Genomic DNA, 17,904 nt, shown 5'->3' on the forward strand with positions numbered 1-17,904 from the left:
TCCGGCGCGGACCAGTTCGACGATCTGACGACGGAACTCAGCAGGATAGGGCGGACGTGTATGGGGCATCGGTTGCACCTCGTGGAAAAGCCTGAAGGGCTCCACGAGAGCGGGTCAACATCAGTGTTGGAGTAGCCCCTGAACATGTAAGGCGAGCTTCGCGACGTGATCGCGTGAATATCTTACCACGCAACACAACACGAAACACAGAGTAATGGTCAAGCAGTACACGCCCCGCATCGACGGTCGCACGAGGCCGCAGGGGGATAGAACGATGCTGCCCATCATTCGGATCATTGTCGCTGGCGCTGTCATGACTGGCTGGACCCACTATGGCCCTGCCAGAGCGGCACACATCATGCCGATCGCACAGCCTGGTCAGCCGGTCGATGCTGCGCCGGCTGCCGACAACTGCTGCCCCCTGCGCGCCTGGCCGTACATCGGCTGAGGCAGCTTGCGGATAGGACTGACCATGATGCTCGCCTACACCATCCTTGCCAGCTTCGCCTTACTGCTGGCCTGCAACATTACGCTCCTACTGGCTGTGAGCCATTGAGAGCATCTGCCTCACTCAATGTGATGTATTCCAAGTTAGCCATGATTATCGCATAGAGGATTTTTCTATCCGCTAGAGATGGAGCTTTGCAGTGCCAGACATTCGAAAAGAGCAAACCTACGACGGCCGCTGGACGGTGTTCATTGGCACTCAGGTCATCGTCTCCGACCTTAGTCACGCTCAAGCTGATGCTCTGATTTCATGCTACCGCCGCGTTGTCTTTGGTTCGGTCAGAGCGGCCTAAGTATCAAACGGCTCAGTTGCTGCTGTAGTGGCCAGTAGCATCAACCGAACGTCAGGCGTATAGGGTGAGGATGACAGAAACCGCTCCCCATCCCTACACCATCCAGGTCAGCCCTCTTCCCAAGGCTGGGCAGTTCCAGTGGGCTATTCGGAGGCACGGCAAGCTCATGGAGCGCTCGGATCGACCGCACCCGAGCGAAGCCAAAGCCCACGCCAGTGCGATGGCAGTCATAGAGAGGGACATGCATGCTATGCCGGGTGGGCGGCGGTAGACATTCCGTCTCCCGTCTGTTCTCTAGGCGCAGGTTGCCCTGAGTGGCGGCCGGGGCGACGTTTTAAGGCTCGCTGTCCCTGCGACGGGCCGCAGGACTCGGCGGCGGGATGGCGGATCTTGCCAGGGCCCTGCGGTGCCGAACGGACGGTGCCGGGTGCACGGGGGTGCCAGCACGGGGCCGAGGACCCCGGAAGGACTCGTTTCTCCGGCCGAACGCCCTGTGGGTCAGCGACTTCACGTACGTGGCGACGTGGTCGGGCTTCGTCTATGTGGCGTTCGTCATCGATGTGTTCGCCCGGCGCATCCCCCGGGTCCGGCTTCGCCGGCCCGAGGGCAGGCTCCGGCTGGCGGGCCTCACGCAGTGCCCATGCAAGCTTCGTTCTGGATGCTCTGGAGCAGGCCCTGTACGAGCGCCGTCCTGTCCAGGGCAGCGGGCTGGTGCACCACTCGGACCGCGGCTCGCAATACTTGGCTCTACGGTACGCCGAGCGCCTGGTCGGTGCGAGCATCGAGCCGTCGGTCGGCAGCGTCGGCGACAGTTACGACAACGCCCTGGCGGAGACGATCAACGGCCTGCTCAAGGCGGAGGTGATCCACAGGCGTGGCCCGTGGCGCTCCTTCGAGGCGGTCGAGTACGCCACTCTGGAGTGGGTCGACTGGTACAATAACCGCCACCTCCTCGCGCCGATCGGCAACGTCCCTCCCGCCGAGGCCGAAGCGCGCTATCATGCCAACGTCAGCGACCAAGCCCTGGCCGCCTGACCCGAGACAAACAGCCTCCGAAAAAGCCCGGAGCGGTTCAGCGTTGCCGGCTGCGAGTGGGCGGGGCTGATCCGACACCTAGATACTCCCTCCCTGTTTATCGGAGGATGGAATGGCCAGAAAAGCTCGTAGACGCCCCTCGTGGAGACGGAACCGCTCGGGCCTCCCCACGCCCCAAGGCGCGAAGTTCATGACCATTGGGCAGCGCCTGAATAGCGCGCAGGAAGGTGGCCTGCTGTCCCGGGCCGGTGATGTCGCGACTAGTGCTCTGAAACGGGTGGCGAAGACGGTGAAGCGGACGAGCAAGGTCGTGACCCAAGCCGTCACCGGCTGAAATCGGTCTAAAGCGATCTGTCCCGATCGTCCTTCACCTGCAGCGAACGCGAGGCGGCAGTCAGAGCCGCTTCGCCATAGTCACGGAGCTGGCAGCGCACTCATCCGTCGTTCAGGCTTCCCCGTGGTACCGGCATTGCGTCGATGAAAGCTTCCAGGTCGACGCGGCGGATGAGGCGGACATCGTCCAATTTACGGGCCGGTAAGCGCCCTTCGCCGATTAAGCCCCACACTTTGCTGGCGCTCACTCCGATGAGCTTCGCCGCCTCCTCAACCCGGTAGGTGATGCGCTCAGGCCCCTGCTGCCTTGCCGACAGCTCCGGCTCCTGGAGGCGCGCGGGCGGTATCGTGGTCGCTGACGGCAAGGCCTGCACGGTCGCCCGAACTTCCAGCTGGATCAGCCGGCGGATCGCGTGCTCGGGGACCATGGCCCGCAAGCTGGCCGTGATGTTCTCGACAACGCGGGCCACGGCGGCGTCAACGACCTGCTGCCGGGTATCGACCGGGGCGGACCGCAGCTGCGACGGCGGTGTAGGCGGGCGAACAGGAGGACGAGGCACAATGGCGCTCCTGTAGACTCAGGCGGTACATAATCGGCACTGCCTGAGCGTGAGTAACTACCTAGCCCTTAGGCTGCCTTCCTGCCCAGCCCGATGCTCTTTGCTAGCTCGGAGCGCTGAGCTGCATAGTTAGCTGCCACCATTGGATAGTCATGGGGTAGGCCCCACTTCTGGCGGTATTGTTCAGGGGTAAGACCGCGCCCAGCCAAGTGCCGCTTCAAAGTCCGATACTGGCGTCCGTCTTCAAGGCTAATGATGTAGTCCGGGGTCACCGTTTTCTTGATCGAGACCGGCGGGACGAGGCGCTCTTCCTTCGGGAGGTCCGCCGGCTCGCCGAGCTTGGTCAAAGCTGCATGCGTCGAGGCAATCAGCGCTGGCAGCTCCCCAACCGGCACGCTGTTTCTCGTTACGTAAGCGGACACGACGTCAGCGGCAAGGCTGACTAGCGATGACCTAAAATCGTTCTTTTCACTCACTTACCAATCCTCGATCAAACATTAAATGCTCATACGTTCCCGATGCTATCTGAAAATCTATGATATGGCAAGCTTCAGCGACCGCCTCTAGCGTTACAATGTTGTAATCTAGATTTTTGATCGCTGTATTGCGAGTGGCCATTCGGCGCTGCGTGATAATCCCGATTTGCGACGCCTTAGGCGGCCTGGGCCGATGAACCTCGTATCTCAGGCAGCCCATCCCGGGATGGTCAACTAGGCGCTATCAATCGCGCTAGTACACTGACACCGACGAACGTATCAGGCGAATCCCCGTTAACCACCTGCAATGACGAAGCAATTTGGCGAGCGCGGTGTACCTTTTGAAGGCGTCAGTGCACTAGAGCGCTGTGCGATCGGTCTGCAACGGCCAAGTTGGTAAGGGCGTTGGTTGGCTGAAGGAGCCAGCGATGACGTCACCCTTGTCCGTCGATCTGCGTGCGCGCGTCGTGTCTGCCGTCCTGGCAGGCGCGTCCTGCCGCCAAGCTGGCGAGCGGTTCGGCGTCAGCGCCGCCAGCGTCAGTCGCTGGCACGCCCGCCATCTCCGGGACGGCCACGTTCGACCCAAGCCGATGGGCGGAGACCAGCGCTCGCAGGTCATCGAGGCTCACGCCCCGCGGATCCTGAGGCTGTGCGAGGAGCGCGGCAACATCGTGCTGTCGGAGTTGCGCCACGCTTTGGCCGAGCAGGGCGTCACCACCAGCACCAGCGGCCTGTCGCGCTTCCTGGCCCGTCATCGCATCACCCGTAAAAAGGGGCTCTCCACGCCGCCGAGCAGGACCGTCCGGACGTAGCGCAGGCGCGCCAGGCGTGGTTCGAGGGTCAACTCGACCTCGATCCGGACCGTTTGGTGTTCATTGATGAGACGGCAGCCTCGACCCGGATGGCACGCCGCTACGGCTGGGCCCCACGCGGCCAGCGCTGTCGCCTGCCGATGCCATGCGGGCACTACAAGACCACCACCGTCACGGCAGCCCTGCGCGCGAGCGGCCTGACGGCAACGGCGATCTTCGAGGGCGCTACCAACGGCCAGCGCTTCCTGGACTACGTCACCGACACGCTGGTCCCAGTGCTCCGGCCGGGCGATACGGTGATCCTCGACAACCTCCAGGCCCACAAGGTGGCGGGCGTGCGCGAGGCCATTGCGGCGGCGGGCGCGCGGGTGGTGTACCTGCCGCCCTACAGCCCGGAGTTCAACCCGATCGAGCAGGCCTTCGCCAAGCTCAAGACGTTGCTGCGCACCGCAGCCGCGCGCACGGTCGAAGACCTGCATGCTGCGATCCGCCAAGCCTTCGCAGCTTTCACCCCGCAGGAGTGTCGCAACTACCTCAATGCAGCAGGCTACCAGACAGACTGCTACGTTTCAGACTGATCGGGCGCCGCTCTAGCGTGATCCAGCGTGGCGGCGACGGCAGCGGCGCGGGCCTCCACGCCTCCAAGGGCGGCCAGATTTTCGCCGCGGCGGCGCAGAGCCGAGACGTAGGCAGCGGCGGCCGGCGAGCCTGCGGGCATGCCGTCTAGGGCTACGAGAAGGGCGAGGAGCCCGGCCCGAATGGCAGCAGGATCTTGGGGCTTGCAGGCGGGGGGCGGCAGGGATGTTGCGGCTCCTCAGGCTGCGGCAAGGTAATGAACTGCGCCGTAGGTCGTGATGATCTGCCGGCGATCGACGGAGCGCAGGCGGTCCAGAGCGACGAATGCGAGGGGTAAGGCGCGGGCGTCGTGCTCAGCCACGGCGAGATGGCGGCAGAGGTCGGCAGCGCGCGGGCCGGACAGGACTCGGGCGAGGCCACGAAGACAGCGCAGGCGAGCCCGGCGCTCAGCCTCGTCGAGGTGCGGGTCAAACGGGCCCCAGGAACTCACAGCAGAGGTCATCGGACGATCTAAACTTGCAAGCCTATGACCATTTCGAGGCGCGTGGCGCGGAGCGCCGCATCTCCCGGCTGAGCCGGCTTCCGGCAATCAGCATATAATTAATCGCTGCAAAATGTCTTGGTTTCTCGTCTTCAAAGCGATAGAGTGCAGCACCTGCGGCCTGCCTGTCGCTTGTCGTATCCACCTATCGGTGCTAATGACACTATTGGCGCGTGAAGCGAGGAAAGCACGAGTGCCGTAAGATCGTTCAGGAGTCCGCAATCGACCACCTAATGGCGGCAATGGCGCTATCGGCACAGGCTACCAGAAAAGAGCTTTCCGGGTTCGATCCAGGAAAATGGATGCGGTAGCTCGCCTCCGGCAGCATCGAGCACGAGGAGGCCGTGCAGGGGAGGGCGTGCCACCGTTATCGCGACGACTGAGCCTGAGACTCATCAGCAGCCGTTCCATTGGCCAGCGGATCTTCCAGGACGCGAGACCCCGCCTTCAGCCCGGCCGGCAGCCGCCGGGCGGGGCTTTTCGCGCCGAGCATCCGCTATTTGAAGGATGACGCCTGAGCTGTAGCCGGGCACGTTCGAGGCGTGCCAAGAGGCGCACTGGAACTCCAATATCTCAGCCCGCCCGGGTCACCCCGCGGCGGGCTTTTTGCTGTCTGCCCCCACTCCTCCGGCCACCGCACGTCCCGGCCGATGACAAGTGTCAGTGGCTCGCCTGACTGCAATCCGACACCCCAGCCCGCCCGGCTATGCCGCGGCGGGCTTCATTGTGGCCACACTAGCAATGGGCGATAGAAGGTAAGCTTGTAGATGATCGACAGCAAAAACATTACCCAAGCGATATGCATCAAGCCGATGATGCCGGCGAGAGTAAATCTTATTAAGTAGTGAAATCTATGAGGCTCTACATAGTTATGGGCATGGCCTCTGTTCGCCTCGTGACCCACCGCTCGTCCCCCATTCGAGCTTTATTTTCGTGCGTTTCATAGAGCACGAGTCATGCCGCACAGCTACGCAAAACTTCAGACATTCGCCGGCCTTGAACGCGCGTGACCTAGATGCCTCACCCACCGCTCACCTGCCCCGCGAAGTCCTCCGGCACCTCTCCGAACTGCCTGAGGATCGCGACGCTCTCCAACTCGCCCGTCTCGTCGTCCGCCACGATGCGCAGAGCAGCAGTGCCCGGCATCCGTCGAGCAATCGCCTCCGCTCGCTTGAGCGCTCCGCTCTCGGTCGGCGCCACGTCACGGTTGCCTCGCCGCAACCGCTTCCGGTGGATCTCAAACGTCTGCACCATGAACGTCATCCGCATCCCCATCACGATCTCCTGATCCCACCGTCCCCGCTCCGCACATGCTCGAAGCTCGGCCTTGACCGGGAACCTCCGGCCTGTTTGTTCTCTTTTCGTTCTAGCACGGCGGAGGGCGGCGGGTGAGTCTTTTCCGGGTCGGCTATCAGGCGGCGGACAGCGGCGGGCTCGTGCGGATCCCGTTCATGCGGACGACCCTCTGCGCTGGCTTCCCTTCGCCCGCTGAGGATTTCATCGAGGGCGCCCTCGAACTCCCTCGCTGGCTCGCTCCCAATCCCGCCGCCACCTTCATCTGGCGCGTGCGCGGTTGGTGCATGAAGGGCGCTGGCATCCACGATGAAGACCTCGCTGTCATCGATCGCTCGGTGTCGCCCCGCGCCGGGGCCGTGGTGGTCGCGGTGGTGAACGGCGAGATGAGCCTCAAGCGGCTCATCATGCAGGGCAACCGCCTGGCGCTCACCTTCGACAACCCGGAGATGGACGAGGAATTCGCTGTAGCGGACCTAGAAGAAGGACTGCTCTGGGGCGTACTCCTCTTCTCCGTGCGCTGGCACCACGTCCAGCCGGGCACCGTGAGATGAGCCGGGCAATCGCGCTGATCGACGGCAATAGCTTCTACTGCTCCTGCGAGCGCGTCTTCGACCCGAAGCTCACCGGCGTGCCGGTGATCGTGCTCTCTAACAACGATGGCTGCGCCATTGCGCGGACCGCCGAGGCCAAGGCCCTCGGTATCCGCATGGGCGAACCATACTTCAAAATCCGCGACATGTGCCGGCGGCAGCGGGTGCGCGTGTTCTCCTCGAACTATGCCCTTTACGGAGACATGAGCGCGAGGGCGAACACGGTCTACCGGCAGTTCGCGCCGGACGTAGAGATCTACTCCATCGACGAGAGCTTCCTCGACCTCTCCGACGTGCGCGAGCGCGACCGGGTGGCGCTGGCGCGCGATCTACGCTCCACGGTGAGGCAGTGGACCGGGCTGCCGACCTGCGTCGGGATCGGGCCGACGAAGACGCTCGCGAAATTGGCCAACCACATCGCCAAGACCATCCCCGAGCTTGGGGGCGTCTGTGACCTCTCCGACGAGGCCGAGCGCGCCGCCTGGATGGTCGGGATCTCGGTTGGCGAAGTCTGGGGTATCGGGCGTGCCTCGCTGGCGCGGCTCACCGCCATGGGCGTCGACACGGTGGCGGACCTGCGCGACCTCGATCCCCGGCCGGCGCGGCAGTCGCTGACGGTGGTGGGCGAGCGCATCATCCACGAGCTGCGCGGCCGCGCCTGCCTGCCGCTCGAGATCGTGCCGGCCCGGCGCAAGGGCTGCGCGGTCACCCGCAGCTTCTCCAGCCGGATCATCGAGCGGACGGTGCTGGAGCAGGCAGTGGCGGCACACGCGACGCGCCTCGGCGAGAAGCTGCGGCGAGACGGGCTGGCCACGTCAGCGGTGACCGTCTTCTACCACACCAGCGAGCACGACCGCGGCGACCCGATGCGCACGGTCTCGAAAGTGGTGCACCTGCCGGAGGCGACGAACGACACCCGCCACCTGATCGACGCGGCAATCCGCGGGGTGGCGATGACTTGGCGCGATCAGGGGCCGACGCCGTGGCGCTACAGCAAGGCGGGGCTGGTCACCACCGATCTCGTGCCGCTCGCCGAGGCGCCCCAGCCGCTGTTCGACGCTCACGACCGAGAGAGGTCAGGCAAGCTGATGTCGGCGATGGATGCCTGCAACAGACGGTTCGGGCGCGGGGCCGTGGTGCCGGCGCGGGCGGGTCTTGTCGAGAAGCGCACCTGGTCGACGAAGTTCGCAATGCGGTCCCCAAGGTTCACAACTAGACTTAACGAGGTGCCGATAGTCAGTGCGATTGCCCGACAGAATTACAATCAGACACAAATTCAACCATAGACCCCGATCGTCTTCGCGCGCTACCAATGTCGCGCCGTTAAGCTTTAGAGCGGGAAGAGGGGTCGGTTATGAAGAAGCTCGCTATCATGATCGTCGGAGGGTTTGCCCTCTCGACTGTAGCGTCAATGATGCCCACCCCAGCATCCGCGTTAGGTGGGTGCGGGCCAAACGGCCACCGTAATTACCGGGGGCGGTGCGTGTTCGGTGGCCAGCGTCAGGATTGGTGCTTACGGACGAAGGGGCACCCTGCCGTCCGTATGCCGGACGGGACTCTGCGCTGCATCTAAGCAATGCGGGTGGGTCGATGATGGCGGCGGGGTCTACACACCCCGCCGCTTTAAACTACGTTCACTGCATTTCACGACCCGGTTGAGCAGGGTACTGAGCGTCCGCGCTGAGCATAGATCGCGAAACGCGCATTTTCCATCCAAGCTGATATAGTTAGGCAGCTCGCACGCTGCTGAGGAAGCGCCTTACCTCAGCTGAAAGACGCTCGGACTGGCGCGACAGCTCTGATGCCGAGGTAAGAACATGGCTCGCTGCCGCCCCAGTCTCCTCCGCGGCGCCTGCTACACCCGCTATGTTGCCAGTGACCTCGCCGGTGCCGGCCGCCGCCTGGCTGACGTTGCGCACGATCTCCTGAGTCGCCGCACCCTGCTCCTCTACCGCCGCCGCGATCGAGGTCGCGACGCCGGAGATCTCCTCGATCCTTAATGAGATCTGGCTGATCGCACCGGCTGCCCGGCCCGTCGAGGCCTGGATCGCCGCGATCTGGTTGGTGATTTCCTCCGTCGCTCGTGCGGTCTGTCCGGCCAGCTCCTTAACCTCCGCCGCAACTACCGCAAAGCCGCGCCCGGCCGCACCAGCACGGGCTGCTTCAATGGTGGCGTTGAGTGCGAGCAGGTTGGTCTGTGCGGCGATGGAGGAGATCAGTCCGACCACGTCGCCGATGCGGGCGGTGGCCTCCGTCAGCGCCCGCACTTGATGCGCTGTCTGACCCGCTTCCGCCACCGCAGTTTGGGCAAGACGGGCCGAGCCGTCGACTTGGCGGCCAATTTCCTGGACCGAGGCGCCAAGTTCCTCCGCCGCCGCCGCGACCGTGCCGACATTCGAGGAGGCCTCCTCGGCGGCCGCCGCGACGGCGGTGGACTGGGCCGCGGTCTGCGTCGCAGTGGCGGTCATCGTTTGGGCGGTGGCTTGCAGCTCGGTCGCCGAGGCAGAGACCTGGCCGACGATGCCACCTACTGCCGCCTCGAAGCCATCGGCCATTTCCATCATCGCGCGTTTGCGCGCGGCCACAGCCGCTTCGTCGGCGCGCCGCTTCACCTCGGCCTCCTCGGCAGCCTTGCGGGCGACCATTGCCTTGATGCCCTCGACCGCCCGGCCTACGGCGCCGATCTCGTCACCGCGCTTGGCCTCCCTGATCTCGGTCTCGATCTCGCCTCGTGCCATCCGTTGCAGCACGTCCACCAGACGGGCGAGCGGACGGGTGATCGCGAACACGACGATTGTGCTGGCGAGGATGAGCGCCGCTGCCAGCCCGGCGAGCGAGAAGATGACCAGTGCGCGCGAACTAGCGGTAGCGCTCTCAGCCGAGCGTTCCTTGGCGGTAGCCAATTCCTTGGCTTGAGCCGTTGATCTCTCGGCCATCCATTCATTCAGCTTGAGGCGGGCGGGGATACCGACATCGCGGGCGACTCGAAAAGCCTCATCGCGCTGATGGCGCAGCGTGAGCTCGGATACGCGTTCGAGGGTCGCAAAGAAGCTCTCTACGTCACGGCGAAAGGCTTCGTTGAAGGCACGTCGTTCCGGCGTGTCCGAGAGCGCGACGAGGCGTTCGATGGCCTCGCGTGCTTCGACCATACCTGCCTGCTGGCGCGTCTTGAACCGAGCCTGTGTCTGCGGATCGCTCTCGAGCAGCATATTGCGATCCATGACAGCGGCCTCGGTGATGCCACCGCGCACATGGACGAGCGCATCCAGGCGTGCGGCCTGAACGTCAGCAATTCGCGCTGTCTGCCGCGACAAATCCTGCATGACCGCCTCGGAGAAAGCGATTAGACCAGCCCCAATCGCAATCATGACAGCAAAAGGGAATGCAATTTTTAGTAGAATATTGGTGTCATGGGCTAAATTCATGGCTGTTTGTCCAGATTGCTGCGCAGTGTTCTTTTCGGTGTCCTCGTAGAGAAAGACCGAAGAATATTTATTTTTCGTGTTAGATCCCAACTTGCCCGGTTTGGCTTGAGTATAGCGTGCTTGTCGGCTCCACTGGAGCGCAAATGTTCAAAGTCAATATCTCTTTTGCATTAAGTAAATACAATCCAAGGTTTTATACTGACACGACGCAGCACGCATTCGCCGCGGGTGACAACGCGGTTGAGCCAGGTGCCGACGGTCAGTGCAGCAGCTGCTCCCGCGCCAGCATCTCAGGTGTGACATCCGCCTCGAAACACAATGGGGCTGCCCCACGCGGCCGATGGTAGGCGTTGCGCCGACCGCAGGACCGTCCCGCACGGTCATGCTGGTAGGGGCAGGCGCAGGGCCCGTCGTAGCCCACGATCGACTCGGCGATGATGCGCTTGGCGATCTCGGCGTCCGACGGTCCAGGCGGCGCCTTGCGCGGCCGCTCGGGAACTGGCTGGAGGCGTGGTGGCGCACGGCGCTCGAACGGGTTCTGCACCGAGGGCTGCGTGGCCGGCTGCGCCATCGCCTGCCCGACGTAGCGAACCAAGCTGAACAGGACGGCAGCCCAGAACAGGGCCGAAAACGCGACCGCGATAGCGGTGGAGATCCGGTTCTCCCATCGGCCGGGCCGGTCGTACTTCCGCTGCTGCGGGCCCGAGCGCCTGCTTCGCGACCCAGGCCTGAAATCGCTCCTCGGCTTCGTCCCGCTCGCTCATGCCGACCGCCTACGGTGCTGCCCACCTTCGCAGTTGTCACAGGCCGCGGGCGCCGCATCAAGGGACTGGCAGGGTCCGATCGGCTACGATCCCCGCCATGTGCAACCTCTACAGCTCCGCCCGCTCCCAGGACGAGATCCGGCGCACCTTCGCGGTCGATCGCGACGAAACCGGCAACCTACCGCCGCTGCCCGGGATCTTCCCCGATCAGATGGCGCCCGTCGTCCACGCTGCCGACGGCGAGCGGGTACTGACGATGATGCGCTGGGGCTTCCCGCCGCCCCCGAAGGTCGGCACGCAGCCGGTCACCAACGTGCGCAACGTCGCCTCGCCCTACTGGCGGCCCTGGCTCAAGCCTACGCACCGCTGCCTGGTACCGGTCACCTCCTTCAGCGAGTACGCCGACACCAAGCCGCGCAAGACGCCGGTGTGGTTCGCGCTCGACGAGAGCCGGCCGCTCTTCGCCTTTGCGGGGATCTGGCGACCCTGGGCGGGCGTGCGAGGGCCAACGCGGGACGAGCCCGTCGAGGAGGAGCACCGCCTGTTCTCGTTCCTGACCACAGAGGCCAACGGCGTGGTCGGGCCCGTGCATCCGAAGGCGATGCCGGTGCTGCTCACCACCGCGGAGGAGTGGCGCACCTGGCTAGAAGCACCGGCCGAGGAGGCGCTGCAGCTACAGCGACCTCTGCCGGACGAGATGATGGCCGAGGTGGCGCGGGGCGAGAGGCGGGACGGTATCTGAGGACCACCCTCAGGTGCCCTGGTTTACGAACAGGCTGTCGAACTCCGCCGGTGCGTAGTCGCGGCCATTGATGTCGGTGATGACGACGCGATCCTGGCCTCCCGCAGCCAGCTCATAGGCTTTCTCGAGCGCCGCTTCGGGCGACGAGAGCTGATGAGAGATGGGACCGTTCGCGGTGTGAGCCGTTACGAGGAGATGCATCGGTACGCTCTTGGTAGGATCGATAGCGAGACCGGATCGCCCGGTACAGGGCAACAACGCTTGAGGATAGCTGCCGGTTTGACGATTGGCCCACTCCGGCTCGGAGCCAGCTAGGCTGAATGGCTCAAACCTCAATCCAGATGTTCATCTCCACGCAGTCCGTCGCCCCCTCGTAGGGAGCCATCGGAACAGTCCCGCCTCAGCGGGGTTCGGCCGAGTCTAGATCCTCCCAGATTGGGCACGTTGGATGCGGTGGCGGGTGAGTTCGTGCACCTGGTGGACAATAACGCCGAGGGGGCGGGGGTCGGGGTGGGTGGTTCATCGGCGGACTCTCATCGCCAGCCAACGAGCTCGGACACGCCGTGATTGCTGAAGCATCAGGATTGCGGTCGGAGAGCAGGCCAGGATGAAAGCCGCGGCATCCACGACGTGGGCGGTGAGGCTCACTGCGCGGCACCATACCGTGCGACGCACCCAAGGGCTTCCTGGAGCTCCTCATGCATGCCCTCTTGAGGGACGTACAGACCGCTATCCCACCGCTCGACGGTGAACCATTCGCTTGGCAAATCGCCAGGATCTTCCGCCTTCCAGCATCGCACCCGCCCGAGCCGCTCCCCATCGCGGTAGACCTGCTTTACGCTCGAGTGTTTGTCGGTGCCAGACTCCCAATCTTCATCGTAGGTGATCGACATCGCGTGCGCCTCCCTAGTTGAAGACTATGCTCGTGCAGAAAGGTGCAGCACGCGCAGAATGGCTTGCAGAAAGTAGCTTGTCCGACCGGCGATAACAGCGCCGCCGTCGTCGCCGCATTCCGCCGCTGGACCAGAGTCACATCCACTACTGGCAGCTTCTTCGCCGACAACGGACGCGCCAAGATGGCCGCGGCGATGTTGAGAGGCAACACCGGGACACGAGCGCCTGGCGGCAAGCTGGCGAGGCCGCGAGACCATTCGAGGACAAGGTGTGGGAGAGTATCCATGGAGCGACTCTAGCCGCCCGGAATTCTCGCGTAGCACCACGACTGGTCAGCAGGGCAGGATGCTCGTCACCCGCTGCCTGGGTTTGGCGCGGGTGTCCGGCATGACGAGTCAGATCGTGAGCCGCCCGGTAAGCAGGAGCACAATCAGGATGATGAGCAGGATGCCGCCGATGCCAAGGCCACCGGTGCGGTAGCGACCACCCCCATAGAAGCTGCCGCCGCCACCGAAGAGCAGAATGAGCAGGATGAGAACGATCAGGAGGGTCATGGGCGGCAGTCCTTACGGCCAAGTTGGCTGTGAGGAGAAATGCCGCCCGCGCCCCTTTCGTTCCTCGTGCATGCGGACGCTAGCCGCTACATCACTCGGCGGCAGCGTCCTCGTCCTTCTTCGGCCGACCGCGCTTGCCAGGCGCGGGGTCTGCCGCCTTCACCTGGGCCTTCCGCGCTTCAGCCTGTTGGCGCCGGATCTGGCCGAGGCTGATGCTCTTGGCGAGTTCTGAGCGCTGGGCGGCGTAGCTCTCCGCCACCATCGGGTCGTCGGTTTCTTCTGCGTAGAAGCACCGTCACGAGGCGTGTTCCAGCCCTTCGAGAGGGGAGAGAGCCGCGCCTCGGCGCGCGGCTCTGCGCTGCTGCCGACCATCGATTTCGACGTATGAGCTGTAAGCTTGATGCCGGCCCAACAACTCGTCCGCGGCGAGCGACGTCGGACCAGAAACAATGGATGTCGCGAGAAGGGCAAGCCTACCAAGGGTGGCCTCCGCTCCCGTGTAGGTAGTAGCAGACGAAAACAGCCCGTATGAGAAGATCGAGGTGCAGGAGTTAGCGGCTCGGTAACCACCGATGGATTTTATGAGATCCAGCGTTAGCGCTTGTCTCCTTCTCGGATTTCTAATGCGTATCTCGATCAAGGCCGCACTCACCGGCCTTTTTGGCTTTCTGGCGATCATCATCGTGGGCGAGAGTGCCCTCACACTGATCAAGCTCAGCGCCATCCGCCGCAGCGCGAACGAAGTTGCAGGCAACTGGTTGCCCTCTGTGCAGATGCTCGGTGAACTGAAGTCGGGAGTGGACGGCGCGCGCGTGAAGCAGTACCGGCTGGTAGCTGCGACGCGAGATGCCGAGCAACTCGCTTTACACAAAAAGCAGTATCTGGATACGGACGTGATGCTTGCCGCGGCACGCAAGCGCTACGAGCTTCTGATCTCCTCGCCTGAGGAGCGTGCTCTGTATGACCGCTTCTTACAAATTTGGACTCAGTTCAATGTCACTGGTAAACGCGCAGTGCAGCTAATGGATGCAGGTCGTCAAACTGAAGCGTTAGATGAGATTGCGAGCCAAGATGTCGTGACGCTCTACACCGAACTGGCCGATATTATCGGACAAGCCATTACTCTGAACCGGCAAGGGGCGCAGAATGAAGCCGACGCGACCGTAGCGAGCGCGGATGGTGCGACCCGGGTTACCTATCTCGCCATGGCCATCGCGCTGATTGCTGCATTAGGTTCAATGCTATTCAGCCTTCTGCGAGTCTCGCAGCCGATTACCCGGATGACTGCAACGATGAGCACGCTCGCGGCCGGCGACACGACCGTTGCGGTTCAAGGTGCCGACCGGCGCGACGAGATCGGCGCGATGGCCGCTGCTGTGCAGGTGTTCAAGGACAATCTTATCCATACCCGCCGGCTCGAAGAGGAAACCGCCCTGGCCCGTGCCTCAGCCGAGGAGCAGCGCCGCGTCGGCATGCGCCAGATGGCGGATGCCTTCGAGCACGCCGTCGGCGCCATCGTCGGCCAGGTCTCAGCTTCTGCAACCGAGCTCCAGGCCACCGCTCAGACCATGACTGCGACCGCGACCCAAACGGCCGCGCAGTCCACCGCCGTGGCGGCCGCGGCGGAAGAGGCGTCGTCGAACGTAGGCACGGTAGCGGCGGCAGCGGAGGAGCTCGGCGCCTCGGTGATCGAGATCGGCCGCCAAGTCGACGGCTCCGCGCGGCTCGCCCAGGCAGCTATGACCGAGGCCGGGCAGACCGTACATCAGGTCCGTGCGTTGACCGAGGCTACTGCCCGCATTGGCGATGTGGTCGGGCTGATCTCGTCCATCGCCGCGCAGACCAACCTCTTGGCGTTGAACGCCACGATCGAGGCGGCGCGTGCAGGGGCGGCCGGCCGCGGCTTCGCGGTGGTCGCGGCGGAGGTGAAGGAACTCGCTAGCCAGACCGCGAAGGCGACGGAGGAGATCACCAGCCAGATCGCGGCGATCCAGACCTCGACGGGGCACGCAGCGGGCGCGATCGGCCAGATCACGGCGCGGATCGAGGAGATCTCGGGCGTCGCAACCTCGATCGCCGCAGCGGTGGAGGAGCAGGGCGCGGCAACCCGGGAGATCGTGCGTAATGTGAGCCAGGCGGCGGCGGGCACCGGCGAGGTGACGGGCAATATCGCCGGGGTGGCGGGCGCGGCGGAGGAGACGGGGGCTGCGGCAAGCCAGGTGCTAGCCTCGGCCTCCGAGCTGTCGCGCCAGTCCGAGTATCTCGGCGCGGAAGTCGCTCGGTTCCTCGCCACCGTCAGGGCCGCCTGAGCAGCTACGGGCGCATTTGTCTGCCAGGGCAGACAGCGCTCAAGACGTGAGGCGCTACCTCGCCACCGCCGTGCTGCCCGCCGTCTGGACCACGGCCGCGGGCAGCAGGGCGCACTCCAGGCGCGCCTGCACGCCCCGCTCCGCGACGCCGGCCAAGGCGAGGGCGATCAGGCTGATGCCAACGCCGGTCAGGAACGTGGCGCGCAGGTTCGGCATGGATGGGCCCTGATTGATCGAAGCGAAGCTATGGCCGGGCAGGGTGGCCGCTGTATGGTCCGCTCCGGGCTGACCCATGACGCAAAATTCTCTGCGCCATGCTAACAGGTAGGTGCCGTGCCGATTGCGCAGGCCCAGACAAATGCAGGCGTTAAGCCGTCGACCTCTGCCCTCAGCCGGCAGCTTCGACGGCAGGGCGGCTCAAAATTGGGGGCGTCTGCTGGTGCTGCACAACGCGCCACTTGTCGTGCTCAAGCCGCCGGTAAGTGGAAGTGCAATGAGCCTCGTACGCCTGCTCTCCGCGCGACGCCTTCGCATGGTATGCGATGACGATCAGGCCTTCTTGCGGTCGCGCGATCTGCTCCTGTGAGATCTCGACCTCCGACCATCGAGGGGTATGGGCGACCGCATCAACTGCCTGCTTTCCGCTCATCACGAACGGTGGCTGCGGGAGCACCATGAGGCATTCGTCATCGACGAGTTTCCGGTAGTGGTCCGCATCGCCGGTCCAGAGGCTCTTCTCGAAGGACCATACCCGATCGTCATCCATCGTGCTCTCCTCGTGGCTTCTTGCGTGGGAGAAGATCGTGGGGAGGAGATCGTTCCAGTTTGTGGGTTTGTGCGGGCGGCGTTCGTCGAGCGTTAGGGGTGCTCGACACCATTCGTGCATCAATGAACGAATGCGGTTGCGAATATGATTGGCTCGAACGCCGGTGCACCAACCACATGCTGGTGTGCATTGCCGGTGCACGATCCCAAAATATTGCTTGCCGTGAGTTGTGCAAGCGGCCGGAATTTGCATACATGAATGCCATGGCGTGAGGTTCATCGACTTAGCCAGCGCCATTCCGTTCTAATTACATGTTAAACGGAGGCGCTCAGTGAACAATCAGACCGACACCCTCACGCAAGATGTCGCGCTAACTGCCAATATCGTATCGGCCTATGTGGCGAATAACAGCGTGACGGTCCACGACCTTCCGACGCTCATCGCATCGACGCACGCGGTGCTGACGCGTCTCGGAGCACCGGCGGAGCCAGAGCCCGTGAAGCTCGAGCCGCCGGTACCCATTCGGAGAACCGTCACGCCGGACCACATCATCAGCCTTGAAGACGGGCGGCCCTATAAGACGCTGAAGCGCCACCTCGCTGGGCGCGGGCTCACCCCAGAGCAATACCGTCAGAAATGGGGTCTGCCGCCGACATACCCCATGGTTGCCGAGCGGTACGCGGCCCAGCGCTCCGAACTCGCCAAGAGTTCGGGGCTTGGCCAGTCGCGTGCTCGGACCGCAGCCGCCAGCGCCTCGCGCAACGCGAAGGTCAGCAGCAAGCCGGCACGGCGGCGCAAGGCCGGCGCGAGCGAGTAGAAGGACAGGAGGTTACCTGCACGTGCTGCAATAGGGTTTCAGTCCCTGGTACAGCACGTGCAACAACTCGGTCCACAATGCGCACCACCGCGGATTGGAAACTCGGCGGCAAAGCTGAGCCGCACTTGCGCTAGTGCATTGACACCGACGAACGTATCAGGCGAATTCTCGTTAACCACCTGCAATCACGGAGCAATTTGGCGAGCGCGGTGTACCTTTTGAAGGCGTCAGTGCACTAGCTATTAAGAGCTGCAAGGCACTCTGATGTGCGCGAAGCTATGGGCCCGACGGGTTTCAGTCATATTCAAGGCCTTCCGAGCGCTCGAACGCAATCCCGTTGGTTTGCTGCCCTCTGAGATCGACAACCGAGATGTCGCGGAAGCCTCGCGTCATCAGCTCCCGGACCTTGTCGAGCGCCTGCAAGTCCGTGCCGCAGGCGAAGGTCAGCGTGCGGCCGGTGGGGTCTGTTCCTGTCACCTTGTACAAGCTCGTGATGTTGACCCGCTCTCGTGGAGCCCTTCAGGCTTTTCCACGAGGTGCAACCGATGCCCCATACACGTCCGCCCTATCCTGCTGAGTTCCGTCGTCAGATCGTCGAACTGGTCCGCGCCGGA

General features: G+C 63.9%; 20 protein-coding genes and 1 pseudogene. 9 read left to right on the forward strand and 12 right to left on the reverse strand.

The features are described 5' to 3' along the window. Positions 1-274: 274 nt before the first annotated feature. Complete coding sequence (locus ACS5PV_RS32125) at positions 275-448, forward strand: hypothetical protein (RefSeq protein ID WP_455399373.1); 174 nt, start codon at positions 275-277, stop codon at positions 446-448. An 834-nt stretch (positions 449-1,282) separates the two neighbouring features. Continuing rightward, positions 1,283-1,835 (forward strand): annotated as a pseudogene (locus ACS5PV_RS32130) (IS3 family transposase); the annotation flags it as partial. A gap of 434 nt (positions 1,836-2,269) precedes the next feature. On the opposite strand, the gene ACS5PV_RS32135 reads toward ACS5PV_RS32130, so the two are convergent. Further along, positions 2,270-2,638, reverse strand: a complete 369-nt coding sequence (locus ACS5PV_RS32135; RefSeq protein WP_455399374.1) for a helix-turn-helix domain-containing protein — start codon at positions 2,636-2,638, stop codon at positions 2,270-2,272. A 158-nt stretch (positions 2,639-2,796) separates the two neighbouring features. Beyond that, entirely contained in the window at positions 2,797-3,204 is a 408-nt protein-coding gene (locus ACS5PV_RS32140; RefSeq protein ID WP_455399375.1) for a MucR family transcriptional regulator, read from the reverse strand. A 428-nt stretch (positions 3,205-3,632) separates the two neighbouring features. Between ACS5PV_RS32140 and ACS5PV_RS32145 the strand changes: the two genes are divergently transcribed. Continuing rightward, positions 3,633-4,594 (forward strand): IS630 family transposase gene (locus ACS5PV_RS32145; protein WP_455399376.1). Its coding sequence is split into 2 segments (ribosomal slippage): positions 3,633-3,978 and positions 3,978-4,594, totalling 963 coding nucleotides; the frame shifts between segments, so codons are not numbered across the junction. A gap of 1,559 nt (positions 4,595-6,153) precedes the next feature. Here ACS5PV_RS32145 and ACS5PV_RS32150 read toward each other — a convergent pair. Beyond that, on the reverse strand, positions 6,154-6,408 hold the full coding sequence (locus tag ACS5PV_RS32150; protein ID WP_455399377.1) for a hypothetical protein: 255 nt from the start codon (positions 6,406-6,408) through the stop codon (positions 6,154-6,156). A gap of 113 nt (positions 6,409-6,521) precedes the next feature. On the opposite strand from ACS5PV_RS32150, the gene ACS5PV_RS32155 reads away from it, so the two are divergent. From ACS5PV_RS32155 to ACS5PV_RS32165, 3 genes are all read left to right on the forward strand, one after another. Further along, positions 6,522-6,980, forward strand: coding sequence for a LexA family protein (locus ACS5PV_RS32155; RefSeq protein WP_455399378.1), 459 nt, complete (start codon positions 6,522-6,524; stop codon positions 6,978-6,980). Next, positions 6,977-8,305, forward strand: coding sequence for a Y-family DNA polymerase (locus ACS5PV_RS32160; protein ID WP_455399379.1), 1,329 nt, complete (start codon positions 6,977-6,979; stop codon positions 8,303-8,305). Before ACS5PV_RS32155 ends, ACS5PV_RS32160 begins: the two co-directional genes overlap by 4 nt. An 86-nt stretch (positions 8,306-8,391) precedes the next feature. Continuing rightward, positions 8,392-8,592 carry a GCG_CRPN prefix-to-repeats domain-containing protein gene (locus ACS5PV_RS32165; protein WP_455399391.1) on the forward strand — a complete coding sequence of 67 codons (201 nt, stop codon included), beginning with the start codon at positions 8,392-8,394 and terminating at the stop codon, positions 8,590-8,592. 154 nt (positions 8,593-8,746) lie between these two features. Here the strand turns inward: ACS5PV_RS32165 and ACS5PV_RS32170 are convergent, their stop codons facing one another. After that, positions 8,747-10,444 (reverse strand): methyl-accepting chemotaxis protein, encoded by a 1,698-nt coding sequence (locus ACS5PV_RS32170; RefSeq protein WP_455399380.1) that lies wholly within the window; start codon positions 10,442-10,444, stop codon positions 8,747-8,749. 259 nt (positions 10,445-10,703) lie between these two features. Continuing rightward, complete coding sequence (locus ACS5PV_RS32175) at positions 10,704-11,039, reverse strand: hypothetical protein (protein WP_455399381.1); 336 nt, start codon at positions 11,037-11,039, stop codon at positions 10,704-10,706. 266 nt (positions 11,040-11,305) lie between these two features. Between ACS5PV_RS32175 and ACS5PV_RS32180 the strand changes: the two genes are divergently transcribed. Beyond that, positions 11,306-11,950, forward strand: coding sequence for an SOS response-associated peptidase (locus ACS5PV_RS32180; protein WP_455399382.1), 645 nt, complete (start codon positions 11,306-11,308; stop codon positions 11,948-11,950). Positions 11,951-11,959: 9 nt separating this feature from the next. On the opposite strand, the gene ACS5PV_RS32185 is transcribed toward ACS5PV_RS32180, so the two are convergent. The 4 genes from ACS5PV_RS32185 to ACS5PV_RS32200 all read right to left on the reverse strand — a co-directional run bounded on the left by ACS5PV_RS32185 (position 11,960) and on the right by ACS5PV_RS32200 (position 13,660). Continuing rightward, a complete protein-coding gene (locus tag ACS5PV_RS32185) occupies positions 11,960-12,151 on the reverse strand; it encodes a hypothetical protein (protein ID WP_455399383.1) in 192 nt (63 codons plus the stop codon). 443 nt (positions 12,152-12,594) lie between these two features. Beyond that, entirely contained in the window at positions 12,595-12,843 is a 249-nt protein-coding gene (locus tag ACS5PV_RS32190; protein WP_455399384.1) for a hypothetical protein, read from the reverse strand. 396 nt (positions 12,844-13,239) lie between these two features. Continuing rightward, positions 13,240-13,398: a DUF3309 domain-containing protein gene (locus ACS5PV_RS32195; RefSeq protein ID WP_089504140.1), complete on the reverse strand. Its 159-nt coding sequence runs from the start codon at positions 13,396-13,398 to the stop codon at positions 13,240-13,242. Between the two features lie 91 nt (positions 13,399-13,489). After that, the gene (locus ACS5PV_RS32200; RefSeq protein ID WP_455399385.1) at positions 13,490-13,660 is read right to left on the reverse strand and encodes a hypothetical protein; all 171 of its coding nucleotides are present in this window, start codon (positions 13,658-13,660) and stop codon (positions 13,490-13,492) included. Between the two features lie 361 nt (positions 13,661-14,021). On the opposite strand from ACS5PV_RS32200, the gene ACS5PV_RS32205 reads away from it, so the two are divergent. Then, positions 14,022-15,707, forward strand: a complete 1,686-nt coding sequence (locus tag ACS5PV_RS32205; protein WP_455399386.1) for a methyl-accepting chemotaxis protein — start codon at positions 14,022-14,024, stop codon at positions 15,705-15,707. Positions 15,708-15,761: 54 nt separating this feature from the next. On the opposite strand, the gene ACS5PV_RS32210 is transcribed toward ACS5PV_RS32205, so the two are convergent. Further along, on the reverse strand, positions 15,762-15,923 hold the full coding sequence (locus tag ACS5PV_RS32210) for a hypothetical protein (protein WP_455399387.1): 162 nt from the start codon (positions 15,921-15,923) through the stop codon (positions 15,762-15,764). Positions 15,924-16,095: 172 nt separating this feature from the next. Next, positions 16,096-16,473, reverse strand: coding sequence for a DUF4440 domain-containing protein (locus tag ACS5PV_RS32215; protein ID WP_455399388.1), 378 nt, complete (start codon positions 16,471-16,473; stop codon positions 16,096-16,098). Positions 16,474-16,804: 331 nt separating this feature from the next. Here ACS5PV_RS32215 and ACS5PV_RS32220 point away from each other — a divergent pair, with 331 nt between their 5' ends. Next, positions 16,805-17,290, forward strand: coding sequence for a MucR family transcriptional regulator (locus tag ACS5PV_RS32220; RefSeq protein WP_455399389.1), 486 nt, complete (start codon positions 16,805-16,807; stop codon positions 17,288-17,290). A 294-nt stretch (positions 17,291-17,584) separates the two neighbouring features. On the opposite strand, the gene ACS5PV_RS32225 is transcribed toward ACS5PV_RS32220, so the two are convergent. Continuing rightward, complete coding sequence (locus tag ACS5PV_RS32225; protein ID WP_455399390.1) at positions 17,585-17,767, reverse strand: hypothetical protein; 183 nt, start codon at positions 17,765-17,767, stop codon at positions 17,585-17,587. Between the last annotated feature and the right edge of the window lie 137 nt (positions 17,768-17,904).

It is taken from the genome of Methylobacterium sp. Gmos1 (genome assembly GCF_053764715.1).

Excerpts from the sequence above, each read along its gene's own strand:
- ACS5PV_RS32160 (WP_455399379.1), top strand. The coding sequence starts at position 6,977 with ATGAGCCGGGCAATCGCGCTGATCGACGGCAATAGCTTCTACTGCTCC.
- ACS5PV_RS32195 (WP_089504140.1), bottom strand. The coding sequence starts at position 13,398 with ATGACCCTCCTGATCGTTCTCATCCTGCTCATTCTGCTCTTCGGTGGC.
- ACS5PV_RS32180 (WP_455399382.1), top strand. The coding sequence starts at position 11,306 with ATGTGCAACCTCTACAGCTCCGCCCGCTCCCAGGACGAGATCCGGCGC.
- ACS5PV_RS32185 (WP_455399383.1), bottom strand. The coding sequence starts at position 12,151 with ATGCATCTCCTCGTAACGGCTCACACCGCGAACGGTCCCATCTCTCAT.
- ACS5PV_RS32125 (WP_455399373.1), top strand. The coding sequence starts at position 275 with ATGCTGCCCATCATTCGGATCATTGTCGCTGGCGCTGTCATGACTGGC.
- ACS5PV_RS32210 (WP_455399387.1), bottom strand. The coding sequence starts at position 15,923 with ATGCCGAACCTGCGCGCCACGTTCCTGACCGGCGTTGGCATCAGCCTG.
- ACS5PV_RS32200 (WP_455399385.1), bottom strand. The coding sequence starts at position 13,660 with ATGGTGGCGGAGAGCTACGCCGCCCAGCGCTCAGAACTCGCCAAGAGC.
- ACS5PV_RS32190 (WP_455399384.1), bottom strand. The coding sequence starts at position 12,843 with ATGTCGATCACCTACGATGAAGATTGGGAGTCTGGCACCGACAAACAC.
- ACS5PV_RS32215 (WP_455399388.1), bottom strand. The coding sequence starts at position 16,473 with ATGGATGACGATCGGGTATGGTCCTTCGAGAAGAGCCTCTGGACCGGC.
- ACS5PV_RS32205 (WP_455399386.1), top strand. The coding sequence starts at position 14,022 with ATGCGTATCTCGATCAAGGCCGCACTCACCGGCCTTTTTGGCTTTCTG.
- ACS5PV_RS32165 (WP_455399391.1), top strand. The coding sequence starts at position 8,392 with ATGATCGTCGGAGGGTTTGCCCTCTCGACTGTAGCGTCAATGATGCCC.
- ACS5PV_RS32170 (WP_455399380.1), bottom strand. The coding sequence starts at position 10,444 with ATGAATTTAGCCCATGACACCAATATTCTACTAAAAATTGCATTCCCT.
- ACS5PV_RS32150 (WP_455399377.1), bottom strand. The coding sequence starts at position 6,408 with ATGGGGATGCGGATGACGTTCATGGTGCAGACGTTTGAGATCCACCGG.